Genomic DNA, 14425 nt, shown 5'->3' with positions numbered 1-14425 from the left:
TATTATGGAAAAAACAATTAACGTATCGAACAAAGGAACAACTTTGGATACGAACAGACGGAATTTTTTAAAATTAGGAGGAGTAGGACTTCTTGTGGCAGGACTTACGGTTGCAGGCTGTAGAGATGATGACTACGATTTTCCGATGAATGAGGTATTTGATTTGGGAACTGGCGATGTCGGCATCCTGAATTATGCTTATGCACTGGAACAGTTGGAGGCTGATTTTTACACGAAAGTCGTTAACAATTTCTACAGTGGGATTTCGGCTGATGAAAAACAATTGTTTACCGATATTTATCACCATGAAGTAATTCACCGTGATTTCTTTAAAGCAGCATTAACTGCAGCTACGCCAAAAGTTTTACCAAAGTTAGCATTCAAATATGATGGCGTTGATTTCAATAGTAGAAATTCAATTCTTGCAACCGCAAAAGCTTTAGAGGATACAGGCGTTGCAGCTTATAATGGGGCAGGTAAGTATATTACTAATTTAGATTATTTAGTTATTGCCGGAAAAATTGTTTCTGTAGAAGCAAGACATGCGTCGGCCATTAGAAATATAATTAGTCCTGGAACTGGTGCTTTTTCTGGCGATGATGTGATCGATGCAAACGGATTAGATGTGGCAAAAGAACCGAAAGAAATTGTTGCAGCTGCGGGTGGATTTTTCAAAACACCATTTACGTGGAAAGAACAAGGTATCGGTTAGTCGACTACTTAATTCCTTAATTTTTAAAACAAAACATTATGAACTTACTTAATATATTAGATAAATTGTCAGATGATCAATTTTTCACCAAAATGACATCTCGATCAGAAGGTATCTCCAGCATAGCAAACTTTGGAAAAAAAGCTGCATTGGCGAGTATTCCTTTAGGATTAGGATCTTTCATGGCAACGTCCGCAAAAGCTGAAACTACAGCCGCACCTAGTTTTGCGCCGGCCTCGGCTTTAACAGATGCTCTGCAGCTTGCTTTAACTTTAGAATATTTAGAAGACGAGTATTATAGAGAGGGTCTTAATAAAGCGGGACTTATTCCGGCAGGTGATAAAGTTGTTTTTCAACAAATCAGCAAGCATGAAACTGCGCACGTTGCATTTTTAAAGGCTACTTTAACTTCATTAGGAACTACGCCAGGTACAAAACCAATGTTCGATTTTACAGTTGGTGGCGCTTTCGATCCTTTCAACAATTACATGCAATTTATGATTCTTGCCCAAGCTTTTGAAGATACTGGTGTAAGAGCTTATAAAGGTCAAGCTGGAAATGTAGCTTCTAACAAAGGAGTTTTACAAGCCGCTTTACAAATTCATTCCGTGGAAGCACGACATGCGTCTCAAGTTAGAAGAATGCGAGCCAACAAAGGTTGGATTGAATTAAAAGATGGCGGTAATATGCCTGCAGCAACGGACGCAGTTTACGCGGGCGAAGAAAATATAACTCAAGCGGGATTCAATACATCAACTTTGTTTGGAGCGGCCGCTGGATCAGCTTCTTTTGATGAAATTTTATCAGGAACTGATGCTGCTGCAATTGCTGGTTTATTCATAGCATAATCGTAAGATATTTTCAGAGAGAGTTAGTTTTGCAGAGCTTTCTACTTCATCAAATTAAACAAAAAACCGTTCAAGAAATTGAACGGTTTTTAAATTTTTACTTTAGAAATGATTTGTTAAGAATACATTTGCTGTTGTAATTCTTTAATTTTCTTATCATCTAAGTATTCATCGTAGGTCATTTCTCTATCGATTATTCCTTTTGGTGTTAACTCGATAATTCGATTACAAACGGTTTGCAACATTTCGTGGTCATGAGAAGACAATAAGATACTTCCTTTAAAACTAACCAAAGAGTTGTTTAGAGTCGTAATACTTTCAAGGTCTAAGTGATTGGTTGGCTCATCCATCAAAAGAATGTTGGCTCGCTGTAACATCATTCTACTGAACATGCAACGCATTTTCTCACCTCCCGAAAGAACGGTACAAGATTTTAGCGCTTCATCACCAGAGAAAAGCATTTTTCCTAAAAATCCTCGCATGTATTCTTCGTGACGTTCTTCGTCATTTTTTGTATATTGTCTTAGCCAGTCTACTAAATTGATGTTTTCTTGAAAGAAGCTCGCATTGTCAAGTGGCATATAGGACTGGTTGGTCGTAATTCCCCAATTGAATGTTCCTTTATCTGCTTCAGTATTTCCACTTAAGATTTGAAAAAACTCAGTAATTGCTAAGGAGTTTTTAGAAATAATAGCTACTTTATCTCCTTTCTTCAAATTCAAGTCAATATTAGAGAAAAGTAACTCGCCATCTTTTGTTTTTTCCAAATCTTTCACTTCCAAAATTTGATCACCTGCAGCACGCTCCGTATCAAAAATAATTGCTGGATAGCGTCGTGATGAAGGCTTAATGTCTTCAATGTTCAACTTATCGATCATTTTTTTACGAGCAGTAGCTTGTTTTGCTTTTGCAACGTTGGAAGAGAATCGAGCAATGAAATCTTGCAATTCTTTTTTCTTGTCTTCGGCTTTCTTATTCGTTTGCTGACGTTGTCTTGTCGCCAACTGTGAAGCCTGATACCAGAATGAGTAATTTCCTGTGTAAAGGTTAAGTTTAGAATAATCTAAATCGCCGATGTGGGTACAAACGGTATCCAGGAAGTGACGGTCGTGAGAAACTACAATCACCGTATTATCGTAGGTCGATAAGAAATCTTCTAACCACGCTATGGTTTCGATATCTAAATCGTTGGTTGGCTCATCCAAAATCAAAACGTCTGGGTTACCAAATAAAGCTTGTGCAAGAAGCGCTTTTACTTTGTTCTGGTTTTCCAATTCGCCCATCATTTGATAATGCATATCGTCTTTAATTCCAACATTGGAAAGCATAGTCATTGCATCAGATTCTGAGTTCCATCCACCCATTTCATCATAGACCACACCAAGTTCGCCGGCTTTTATTCCATCTGCATCAGAAAAATCCTCTTTCGCATAAAGCGCATCCATTTCTTCTTTGATTTTGAACAATGTTTTGTTCCCTCTTAACACCGTGTCAAGAACCGTATAGTTGTCATAAGCGAAGTGATCTTGCTCTAATACCGACATTCTCTTACCTGGTTCAAGGGATATGGTCCCTGTGGTAGGGTCTTGTTGTTTGGTCAATATTTTAAGGAATGTAGATTTACCGGCACCATTGGCGCCAATAATTCCGTAGCAATTTCCCTTCGTAAACATAATATTTACCTCGTCAAAAAGTACTCTTTTTCCGAATTGTAAAGATAAATTAGATACTGTTAACATATAGTTTTGTAAATTTGGTGCAAAATTACGAAAAGAAATCGGGTTAAGGGCACAGTTCCAAAAGTCTACAAAATAAACCGTATATTAGAGTAATAAATAACCTCCCAAAAATTTACAGTGTTGTGTTAAAATTTTATAAATTTTAACACATTAAATAAAACTAAAGTTTCATCAATATGAAGATTGAAAAATCAATTGCGATTTATAATAAGAGAGCGCGTTTTGAATATGAGCTTTCTGAAGAAATAGAAGCGGGCATGGTGCTTACGGGGACAGAAATTAAATCTTTACGATCCTCAAAAGCGAGTATTACAGAATCCTTCTGCCAGTTTATTGACGGTGAATTGTATATCATCAATATGATGATTGATGAATATAAATTAGGAACTTTTTATAACCATAAAACAAAAAGGGAACGGAAGTTGCTCCTGCACAAAAGAGAGTTGCAGAAGTTTGAAAAAAAACTGAAAGATGCTGGTAATACTATTATCCCATTAAAATTGTATATTAATGATAAGGGTAAAGCCAAGATTCTCATTGCACTCGGTCGTGGAAAAAAACTCTTTGATAAACGCGAAAGCATAAAAGAAAGAGAAAATAAACGAAATTTAGACAGAATATTAAAGAAAAGTTAAAAAAAGACCAAAAATCTTTGTTTATAAGGAAAATTTATATTTATTTTGCATTATCAATTATTTAATCATTTAATTCTATGAAAAATCTAAAATTAGGAATTTCAGCATTGGCACTCACAGTTGCCTCTACTGTTTTCGCCCAGACTACCAGTAACCCGTGGTTAATCGGTGTTGGTGCTCACGGAGTAAATCACAAAGCAGCTGGCGGTAATGTAGGGGACGTGTTCTCTACTGCGTTTGGCGGGGGAGATGGTCCGCACCTGTATAATATGAATAATTTCACTATTACACCTCCACTTTCCAAATTAACTGTTGCAAGAAATCTTAGCAAGTATTTGGTTCTTGACTGGCAAACTTCCGTAGGGAACGTTGACAATAAGAGAATTGGAATGGGAAAAGAGTTTTTCCTAATGACTGGTTTAGGTCTTCAATTTAAAATCAACGGTCTTTGGAACGAAGACTCTTGGTTCGATCCGTACGTAAGAGCAGGTGCTAACTATATGAGACATGATTATAGTGGTGTATCTTTTCCTTTAACTGATGTTAGCGGACAATTCTACCCAGGATTTTCTGATAACATGGCGGGTACTCAAAGAAGAAAAGATCACTTTGCAGTTGCAACAGGGATCGGATCTAATTTCTGGATCACTAAAAACTTTGGTTTAGGTGTACAAGGAGATTACGTTTCTACTCCAATTGATAAATCAGACGTTGCTAATTTCTGGCAAGCTTCTGCTTCATTATTATTCAGATTTGGAAATATGGACAGAGATAAAGACGGAATCTTAGATAAAGATGACAGATGTCCAGATACTCCAGGTTTAGCTGAATTCCAAGGTTGTCCAGATACTGACGGAGACGGAATTCCTGATATCGATGACGAATGTCCAGATGTTGCAGGTCCAATTGAAAACAACGGTTGTCCTTGGCCAGATACTGATGGTGATGGTGTTGTTGACAAAGACGATGCATGTCCAGAAGTTCCAGGACCAGCAGAAAATAACGGTTGTCCTTGGCCAGATACAGACGGAGACGGAATCTTAGATAAAGATGACGCTTGTCCTACAGTTTTCGGTCTTGCTGAATACAACGGTTGTCCAAAACCTAAATCTGTAACAGCTACTGAAGTAGAAGGAGAATTGAAAAATATTTATTTCGATTTCGATAGATCTACAATCAAAGCTGAATCAAGCGCAAGATTAGATGCTGCTGCAAACATTATCAAGGCTGACGGAGGTAATTATTTACTAGAAGGTCAAACTGATAAAAAAGGAGCTGAGTCTTATAACTTAGACCTTTCACAAAGAAGAGCTGCGGCTGTAGTATCTGCACTAGACGCTAGAGGAGTTGACTTAACTTCACTTAAATCAATCGGTGTTGGTGAAGCTAAAGCAATGGTTGCAGAAAATGCTTCTAACGCAGAAAGACAAGCAGATAGAAAGGTTGTAGTAAAAGCAATCGAAGACAATTCTGAATGGGCTACGTACCAAAAATCAGATGTTGTTATTAAAAAATCAGGTAAAAAATCTGTAAAAGTTTACAAGAAAAAAAGAAAATAATTAAATTCTTTTTCTAAATAAAGGAACACCCTCGATATCGAGGGTGTTTTTTTGTAAACTAATTTGTATTTTTGTAATCATTAAAAAGTTAAAGTATGGGACGCGCATTCGAATATAGAAAAGCATCTAAAATGGCTCGTTGGGACAAGATGGCCAAAACGTTTTCAAAAATTGGGAAGGACATCGCCCTAGCTGTTAAAGCAGGTGGACCTGATCCTGACACCAATCCCGGATTAAGAAGATGCATCCAAAATGCGAAAGGAGCTAACATGCCTAAAGAAAATGTTGAACGCGCTGTGAAAAAAGCAAGTGGCGTAGATGCGGAACAGTATGAAGAAATTACCTACGAAGGTTACGGTCAAGGTGGAGTTGCATTTTTCGTGGATTGTACTACCAATAATCCAACTAGAACTGTGGCCAATGTACGTGCAATTTTCAATAAGTTTGATGGGAATCTCGGTAAGAACGGAGAACTCGCTTTTATTTTTGACAGGAAAGGAATCTTTTCTTTGGATAAGGCCTTGATTAAATTAGATTGGGATGATTTTGAAATGGAAATGATTGACGGTGGCGCCGAAGAAATTGACCATGATGATGAAGAAGTTTTTATTACGACCGCCTTTGAAGATTTCGGTGCTTTGGCACATAAATTAGATGAGTTGAGAATAGAAGTGAAAAGTGCGGAGGTTCAAAGAATTCCAAACAACATCAAAGAAGTATCAGAAGAGCACTTTAAAATTAATATGAAAATGCTAGAGCGCTTTGAGGAAGATGATGACGTACAAAACGTTTATCACAATATGGAAATTACAGATGAGTTGATGAACTCTATCTAGGTGTTTCCCCAAATTTGCTTTTAGAATTCTGTAACTACACAGTTTTAGAGAAACATAAAAACCCAAAACTCTCAGTAGAGTTTTGGGTTTTTATGTTTAAAATATGTATTTAAATTATATTCCTATTTCAATATATAGACGTCAAGAGAGCTATCTCCGAAAACTTTAATAAAAGCTTTAGTATAATCTTCCTTTGTTGCAAAATTTGGATTGTCTAAAAATTTCTGCGGATTGATAGCAAATAATGGGAACCAACTGCTCGAAATTTGAATCTGTATTTTATGCCCTTTTTTAAAGGTGTGAAGCACATCTTGCAATTTAACTTCAACAATAGTTTTCTGATTAGGCACTAAGGCTTCTCCTTTCTCTCTCGAATTTCTAAATCTGGCTGGCATAATTTCACTTCGAACCATTTGATGGTAGTTGGCATAAATCACTCCTTCTTTCTTTTCTTTCTGTACAAAATCCTGTTGGTAAACATCAATTAATTTTAATGCAAAGTCTGCGTCATTGGACGTAGAGGAAATATTTAGTTTCGCTAAAATTTCTCCCACGAAAGTTAGATCTTCCGTTAGAATATCAGTAGTAAACGTTAAAACGTCGGGGCGACCAACTGCGAAACGTTGATCTTCACTCATATAATTTCTTGGAGTAAACCCATTAAAATCTTTTAAATTATCGGAACTCAGAACTGGATTATTTGGATCACTGTAATATTCTGAAACACTTGAAGAAGAATTGTTTTTCAAAGTTCCATCTGCGAGATAGAAACTTACTTTCTTTACGTTTTCCGGAGGATAAGTAGAAAATTCTTTCCACTCTTTATTTCCGGTGTCATACATGGTAGCTTCTGGCAAACCTGCATCAACTTTAGAATTGCCTTTTAAATAATGTTTAAAAAAGGGAGTTTCTAATTTAGTTTGATAATAAGTCGCAATACTGTCTCCGAAATAAATTTCATTGTGGAAATGTTTTCCCGTTTCCCGTGACCAAGCGCCGTGAGAAAATGGACCCATCACAATCGTATTCTTTGCTTTTGGACTTGTTTTCTCGATGGTTTTATAAATATTTAAAGGACCTGATAAATCTTCCGAATCAAACCAACCACCAACAGTCATCACAGCATGTTTGATGTTTTTCAGGTGAGGAAGAATACTTCTCTTTTGCCAGTATTCATCGTAATTGGGGTGGTTCATAATCTCGGTCATGAAGAAATTTTCTTTGTAATATTTTTCATAACCATCCTTCAGAGTTCCCATATCTCTGTAGAATTTCAAGCCATCATCCGATGTTTGCTTTACGAACGTGCCCATATACCACGCTTTATTTTCAGCTTTAGTTTTCTGAATTCCAAATACTGGAAATGTTCTGAAATATCCCAGCATAAATCTTCCGTTATGCAGAAAATCATCATTCCAAAAATCAGAAATTGGCGCTTGAGGAGAAGATGCTACGAGAGCGGGATGTTCTGAAAGTGCCCCGGCTGCGGTGTAGAATCCAGGATAGGAAGTTCCATATTGTCCAACTTTTCCATTATTGTTTCCGACGTTTTTTAATAACCACTCAATCGTGTCGTAAGTATCGGTGCTTTCATCAACATCTTTTTTTGTTTTATGTTGAACCTGCGGAGTCATGTTTGTAAAGGTGCCTTCACTCATGTATCTGCCTCGAACATCTTGATAGACGAAAATGTATTGGTCTTTCATCAAATACTGATTCGGACCCAAAGAAGTTTTGTAGTCATTCTCACCATAAGGCGCAACGCTGTAGCAAGTCCGTTGCATTAAAAATGGATATTTTTGAGCTTTTGAAATATCTTTTGGAATATAAACTGAAGTGAAGAGTTTTACGCCATCACGCATGGGAATATATATTTCTTGTTTGATGAAATGGTCTTTTACAAAGGTATTAGTAGGTTTGGTCTGAGCCAGTCCGAACACAAAATAAAAAGCCATTAAAAATTGGAGGATTTTTCTCATAAAAATAATTTTAACGAATTTATGAAATAATTTGTAGAAATTTGAAACAGAAATACAAACCATGGAATTATTTGAAACCACACCAAATCCCGATTTTAATTTACTTCCCAGAGATGGAACGGTCAATTATTATGGTGAAATATTGAATAAAACAGAAGCTGATCATTTTTATTAAGTACTTTTAGAAACCATTGATTGGAAGAATGATGAAGCCATTATATTCGGTAAAAAAATTATAACAAAGAGGAAAGTCGCTTGGTATGCTGAAGAGAACTTTAATTATACTTATTCCAAAACTACGAAAGAGGCGCTGCCTTGGACAGATGAATTACTAAAATTAAAAAAAAGAGTAGAAGATAAATGTGGTGAGCAATTTAATTCCTGCTTGCTCAATCTTTACCACCACGGTAGCGAAGGAATGGCTTATCACAGCGATGCAGAAAAAGATTTAAAAAAGAACGGTGCAATTGCCTCCCTGAGTTTGGGTGCAGAAAGAAAGTTTTCCTTTAAACATAAAACGATCAAAGAGAGAGTAGATATCGTCTTAAAAAAAGGGAGCTTACTTATTATGAAAGATGAAACGCAAACTTATTGGCTTCATCGGTTGCCGCCCACAAAAAAAATAACCAGTCCGAGAATCAATTTAACCTTTCGCACCATTGATAAAACGGCACTTTAAATTTTGATTTGAATTCGCTATATTTGATTACTCAACTAAAAAACCAGCTGATAAAAGGAATTTATGTTATCAAAATTTATGAAAACTTTATAATCCTTTACGGTATCAGCATTCTTTTTATTATTAAATTTGAGAACAATTTTTAACCTTAAATACATTCTATTATGAAAAAAACAATCGCAATGGCTACGCTAGCACTTGCTGTGTCATTCGGATCAATCTCTTGTAAAAAAGAAGTTACCGACGCAGAATTACAAACACAAGCAACAACAATAGTAACTTCTAATCCTAGTGCTTCTGTAGAAGTAAAAGATGGTACTGCACACTTAAGCGGTACGTTTGCAGACCAACAGTCTAAAGATACAATGATTGCTTCTTTGAAAGCGGTTCCGGGCGTTAAAGACGTAATGGACATGGCAACAATTGAAGCACCGGTAGTGGTAGAAACGGTATCAGCCGTAGACCCTGCAGTTCAACAAAGTGTGGCAGATGCCGTGAAAGATTTTCCTTCCGTGAAAGTAGAAGTAATAAACGGTGAACTAACGTTGACTGGAAACGTTTCTACAGAGCAGGCAAAAAAAATCAAAATGTCTGTTGATGGATTGAAAGCTGGGAAAGTAAATTATAATTATACCGTAAAATAATTAAGATGAGTACATTACAAGATAAATACGCAAGTGTGATTTCTGCAGCAAAGTCTGCGGGTGTTTCAGATCTTAAAGTTTCTGAACAAGATGGAATTCTCTATGTTTCAGGCAATACAAGTTCAAGCGCCGCAAAAGACGCCGTTTGGAATGCCTTAGGAGCATTAGATTCTACGTATTCAGCTTCAGATATTAATGTTGATGTTCAAGTTGCAGGATTGTCTGCCGGGGCTTCATTGATGGTGGCTACAGAGTCTTCAAATCTAAATCTCAGACAAGAGCCTTCTACAGACGCTACGGTTGTTGGTAAAGCAGCCAAAGGAGCGTCTGTTACTTTGGTTGAGCAAACTTCAGATGACTGGTGGAAAGTAAGAAACTCTGAGGGAGAAGAAGGATACGCGTATGCAAGATATTTAAAAGCGTAGTTAAGTCTTTAAGTAAAAACAAAACCTCTGATTATTCAGAGGTTTTGTTATTTTTAATCGAGTGAGAATGTTTCGTCCTCACAAGGCAGTCCCGAGTTTCTGTATGATTCTGCACTTAAGACAACAACCTTTCTTTTTTACCGAATTTGCTCTGAGGAGAAAAAATAATTCTAGTGTCAAACCAGGTTCAAGTTTCAATAATATATCGTAAATAGAAGTGGTTTATTTAGACAAATTTAAAACGTTAAGCAATTTTTAACAAAATAACATATATTTGTAAATCTTATAAATAAAAATTCTAATGAAAGGTCAAAACAAACTATTCATCTTCATTATTGTGGCTCTCGTAATAGGAGTTATAATGGGTGGAGTCGTTCATACTCAATATCCGGAAAGTTCGGAAGGATTTGCAAAAAATATAAAACTCTTAGGAACTATCTTTATCCGTTTAGTACAGATGATTATTGCGCCTTTGGTATTTACAACTTTGGTAGTGGGAATTGCCAAAATGAGCGATCTCAAAATGATTGGTCGGGTCGGAACGAAAGCAATGTTGTGGTTTATTACAGCTTCCTTAGTTTCACTAACAATCGGACTTATCTTTGTAAACTGGTTAGAACCAGGTCGTGTAATGCAACTTCCAAAGCCTGCTGCTGATGCTGCTGGTGATATGGTTGCCAATAGTCAGGGTTTATCATTAGAAGAATTTGTAAAACACATCATTCCGAAAAGTTTATTTGAAGCATTTGCAACGAATGAGGTTCTGCAAATCGTAGTATTCTCTATCATGTTCGGTGTCGCTTTAGCCAATATGGGTGAAGAATATACCAAGCCAATTGTTCGCGCTTTAGATATTTGTGCCCATGCTATTTTGAAAATGGTTGGATACATCATGTGGTTCGCGCCACTCGGAGTGTTGGGAGCGATTGCCGCCGTAGTTGCCACGAATGGTTTCGATATTTTCAAAGTTTACGCAATTTATCTCAGGGATTTCTTCTTCGCTCTAGCCGTTTTATGGTTAGTGCTCTGCGTCGTAGGTTATATGATTCTAGGAAACCGATTGTTCGAATTGTTAAGAAGAATCAAAGAACCTTTATTGATTGCCTTTTCTACCACGAGTTCAGAAGCAGTTTTCCCGAAATTAGTTGAAGAATTAGAAAGATTTGGCTGCAATAACAGAATTGTATCCTTCATTTTACCATTAGGTTATTCTTTTAACCTGGATGGAAGTATGATGTATATGACTTTCGCCGCAATCTTTATCGCGCAGATTTACGGGATTGATATGACTTTAGGACAACAGGTAATTATGCTTTTGGTTTTAATGCTAACTTCTAAAGGAATCGCTGGAGTTCCAAGAGCAAGTTTGGTTATTATCGTCGCAACTTGTACCATGTTCGGAATACCACCAGAAGGAATTGCTTTGATCTTACCAATTGACCATTTCTGCGATATGGGAAGAAGTATGACCAACGTTTTGGGAAATGCTTTAGCAACATCTGCAGTTTCGAAATGGGAAGGACAACTTGAAAACCATGGTGGAGATATGTAATAATTACTTATTGATGTCCGCGACAAATTAATTCTGTTAAAATAATATTGAAGCCAACTTTGGAAAAGTTGGCTTTTTTTATTCTCGAATTATTTTTTGAGGTAAAGGTGATTCATTCGAATTCAACATTGCAAAAATTCATTAATTGTTTACCTTTGCACCATTAAAATTCTCACTTAAACCGTTTATAGCATGCAACTGTATAACACCTTAAGCGCAGAAGAAAGAGCTCAACTTATTGATGAAGCTGGTAAGCAACGTCTTACTTTGTCTTTCTATGCGTACGCCAAAATCTCAGATCCCAAAAAATTTCGCGACGAACTATTTATAGCCTGGAATGCGCTTGATGCGTTGGGCCGTATTTATGTTGCTAATGAAGGAATTAATGCCCAAATGAGTATTCCTGCCGATCAAATCGAAGCCTTTCGCAATACGCTGGAACTTTATGATTTCATGAAAGGAATTCGTTTAAATGTCGCAATTGATCAAGATGATCATTCATTTTTAAAGTTGACTATAAAAGTGCGCCATAAAATTGTTGCCGATGGTTTGAATGATGAAACGTTTGATGTAACCAATAAAGGAATTCACCTCAAAGCGCAGGAATTTAATAATTTATTGGAAGATCCGAATACAATTGTAGTCGATTTTAGAAATCATTACGAAAGTGAAGTTGGTCATTTTGAAGGAGCGATTACGCCAGATGTGGAAACTTTTAGAGAAAGTTTACCGATCATCAACGAACAGTTACAGGATTTTAAAGAAGATAAAAACCTGCTCATGTATTGTACAGGTGGAATTCGATGTGAAAAAGCAAGTGCTTATTTCAAACATCAAGGTTTTAAAAATGTTTATCAGTTAGAAGGTGGAATTATCGAATATACCCGACAGATCAAAGAAGAAGATATTCAAAGTAAATTTATTGGAAAGAACTTCGTTTTCGATCATCGTTTAGGCGAACGAATTACAGACGATATTGTTTCGCAATGTCATCAGTGTGGAAAACCTTGCGACAATCATACGAATTGTGCGAATGATGCTTGTCATTTACTTTTTATTCAATGTGAAGACTGTAAAGGCGCTATGGAAAATTGCTGTTCAACCGCATGCTTAGAAATAACCCATTTGCCTTTAGCAGAACAAGTGAAACTTCGCAAAGGTCTAGAAGTTGGAAACAAAGTTTTTCGAAAAGGAAAATCAGATTCTTTATTATTTAAGAACTCCGGCGATTTACCCAATAAACCTTTAGCAAAAGCGGAAACCAAAAATATCCGTCAAAAAATATCCATCAAAAAAACATTGATTGGAAAAGCAGAACATTATTATACAAGATCAAAAATCGCTCAGTTTTTAATTGAAAATAATGAACTTTCAATTGGAGATAAAATCTTGATTTCGGGTTCAACAACTGGTGAGCAGGAATTGATCATTACCGAAATTTTCGCTAATGGTGCTCCTTGTGAAACTGCGAAAGTAGGAGACCAAATCACTTTTACCATTCCATTTAGAATTCGTTTGTCAGATAAATTGTATAAAGTTTTAGGATAATGACGAAATCTGGAAAAATAGAATTAATGTCGCCCGCTGGTGATTTTACTTCGATGCAAGCAGCAATCGATAACGGTGCAGATTCCATCTATTTCGGCGTAGAGCAGTTGAATATGAGAGCCAGAGCCTCCATGAATTTTACGCTCGATGATTTACTGGAAATCTCTAGAAGATGCTCAGAAAAAGGCGTTCGAACGTATCTTACTTTAAATACGATTATTTACGATCACGATTTGTCTCTAATCAAAACGCTTTTAGACAAAGCAAAATTAGCAAATCTTACCGCCGTAATCGCGATGGATCAAGCCGTGATTTCCTATGCCCGACAAATTGGAATGGAAGTTCATATTTCTACCCAAATTAATATTACCAATATTGAAACAGTAAAGTTCTACGCACTTTTCGCCGATACGATGGTGATGAGTCGGGAATTAAGCATGTCGCAGATCAAAAAAATCTGTGATCAAATTGTTAAAGAACAAATAAAAGGACCTTCCGGGCATTTAGTTGAAGTTGAAATTTTCGGACACGGTGCACTTTGTATGGCAGTTTCTGGAAAATGCTACTTGAGTTTACATTCTGCGAATTCTTCCGCAAACAGAGGTGCTTGCAAACAAAACTGTCGTAAAAAATATACCGTCATCGATCAGGAAACTGGTTTCGAAATCGAACTGGATAATGAATACATGATGTCGCCGAAAGATTTGTGTACCATCACTTTTCTGGATCAAATCGTTGAGGCTGGAGTTCGTGTTCTTAAAATTGAAGGTCGCGGTAGAGCGCCAGAATATGTGGCGACCGTGACCAAATGTTACCGAGAAGCGATCGATGCAATTGCAGACGGAACTTACAATCAGGAAAAAGTTGCGGAATGGATGGAGCAACTGGAGACCGTTTATAACAGAGGTTTCTGGGGCGGTTATTATCTCGGACAAGAGTTGGGAGAATGGTCTGCTGACAATGGTTCGGCCGCAACTCAGAAAAAAGTTTATATCGGAAAAGGAAGACATTACTATTCCAAATCAAATATTGCAGAATTTTTAATTGAAGCCTACGATTTAACCGTTGGAGATGGAGTTTTAATTCAAGGTCCAACCGCGGGTTCACAAGAAATGGTTCTAGAAGCCATGAGGGTCGATGAAAAACCAGACGCCGAAAAAGCCTATAAATCTGATGTGGTTACTTTTAAAACAGAATTTAAAGTAAGACCTTCTAATAAATTATATAAAATAGTTTCCACAGATTAATTACTCATTATCAATTACTTAT

Annotated in this window: 12 protein-coding genes and 1 pseudogene; 11 read left to right on the top strand and 2 right to left on the bottom strand. The window is 36.7% G+C overall.

All coding sequences use genetic code 11. The features are described 5' to 3' along the window. The first annotated feature begins 4 nt into the window (after nucleotides 1-4). Together BMX49_RS14250 and BMX49_RS14245 are read left to right on the top strand one after the other, a co-directional pair. Nucleotides 5-712 carry a ferritin-like domain-containing protein gene (locus BMX49_RS14250; protein WP_034719010.1) on the top strand — a complete coding sequence of 236 codons (708 nt, stop codon included), beginning with the start codon at nucleotides 5-7 and terminating at the stop codon, nucleotides 710-712. Nucleotides 713-750: 38 nt separating this feature from the next. After that, on the top strand, nucleotides 751-1560 hold the full coding sequence (locus tag BMX49_RS14245; RefSeq protein WP_034719011.1) for a ferritin-like domain-containing protein: 810 nt from the start codon (nucleotides 751-753) through the stop codon (nucleotides 1558-1560). A gap of 116 nt (nucleotides 1561-1676) precedes the next feature. On the opposite strand, the gene BMX49_RS14240 is transcribed toward BMX49_RS14245, so the two are convergent. Further along, nucleotides 1677-3299 (bottom strand): ABC-F family ATP-binding cassette domain-containing protein, encoded by a 1623-nt coding sequence (locus tag BMX49_RS14240; RefSeq protein WP_034719013.1) that lies wholly within the window; start codon nucleotides 3297-3299, stop codon nucleotides 1677-1679. 176 nt (nucleotides 3300-3475) lie between these two features. Between BMX49_RS14240 and smpB the strand changes: the two genes are divergently transcribed. From smpB to BMX49_RS14225, 3 genes are all read left to right on the top strand, one after another. After that, the gene (gene smpB / locus BMX49_RS14235) at nucleotides 3476-3934 is read left to right on the top strand and encodes an SsrA-binding protein SmpB (RefSeq protein ID WP_034719015.1); all 459 of its coding nucleotides are present in this window, start codon (nucleotides 3476-3478) and stop codon (nucleotides 3932-3934) included. Between the two features lie 77 nt (nucleotides 3935-4011). Then, nucleotides 4012-5493, top strand: a complete 1482-nt coding sequence (locus tag BMX49_RS14230) for an OmpA family protein (RefSeq protein WP_034719017.1) — start codon at nucleotides 4012-4014, stop codon at nucleotides 5491-5493. 95 nt (nucleotides 5494-5588) lie between these two features. Further along, nucleotides 5589-6329, top strand: coding sequence for a YebC/PmpR family DNA-binding transcriptional regulator (locus BMX49_RS14225; protein ID WP_034719019.1), 741 nt, complete (start codon nucleotides 5589-5591; stop codon nucleotides 6327-6329). A gap of 122 nt (nucleotides 6330-6451) precedes the next feature. Here BMX49_RS14225 and BMX49_RS14220 read toward each other — a convergent pair whose 3' ends face one another. Further along, entirely contained in the window at nucleotides 6452-8308 is a 1857-nt protein-coding gene (locus tag BMX49_RS14220; RefSeq protein WP_034721200.1) for a CocE/NonD family hydrolase, read from the bottom strand. A 61-nt stretch (nucleotides 8309-8369) separates the two neighbouring features. Here BMX49_RS14220 and BMX49_RS14215 point away from each other — a divergent pair. The 6 genes and pseudogenes from BMX49_RS14215 to BMX49_RS14190 all read left to right on the top strand — a co-directional run bounded on the left by BMX49_RS14215 (nucleotide 8370) and on the right by BMX49_RS14190 (nucleotide 14403). Further along, nucleotides 8370-8987: pseudogene (locus tag BMX49_RS14215) on the top strand (alpha-ketoglutarate-dependent dioxygenase AlkB family protein). A 164-nt stretch (nucleotides 8988-9151) separates the two neighbouring features. After that, a complete protein-coding gene (locus BMX49_RS14210; RefSeq protein ID WP_034719021.1) occupies nucleotides 9152-9631 on the top strand; it encodes a BON domain-containing protein in 480 nt (159 codons plus the stop codon). Between the two features lie 5 nt (nucleotides 9632-9636). Further along, nucleotides 9637-10056 (top strand): SH3 domain-containing protein, encoded by a 420-nt coding sequence (locus tag BMX49_RS14205; protein WP_034719023.1) that lies wholly within the window; start codon nucleotides 9637-9639, stop codon nucleotides 10054-10056. Between the two features lie 301 nt (nucleotides 10057-10357). Next, nucleotides 10358-11608, top strand: a complete 1251-nt coding sequence (locus BMX49_RS14200; RefSeq protein WP_034719024.1) for a dicarboxylate/amino acid:cation symporter — start codon at nucleotides 10358-10360, stop codon at nucleotides 11606-11608. 192 nt (nucleotides 11609-11800) lie between these two features. Further along, on the top strand, nucleotides 11801-13156 hold the full coding sequence (trhO, locus tag BMX49_RS14195) for an oxygen-dependent tRNA uridine(34) hydroxylase TrhO (protein ID WP_034719025.1): 1356 nt from the start codon (nucleotides 11801-11803) through the stop codon (nucleotides 13154-13156). Further along, a complete protein-coding gene (locus tag BMX49_RS14190; RefSeq protein WP_034719027.1) occupies nucleotides 13156-14403 on the top strand; it encodes a peptidase U32 family protein in 1248 nt (415 codons plus the stop codon). Before trhO ends, BMX49_RS14190 begins: the two co-directional genes overlap by 1 nt. Nucleotides 14404-14425: the final 22 nt, after the last annotated feature.

The organism is Kaistella antarctica (assembly GCF_900109615.1).
GTDB classification, from domain to species: Bacteria; Bacteroidota; Bacteroidia; order Flavobacteriales; family Weeksellaceae; genus Kaistella; species Kaistella antarctica.
The sequence above is the reverse complement of the archived record's forward strand: the minus strand, read 5'-3'. Positions and strand labels throughout refer to the sequence as shown.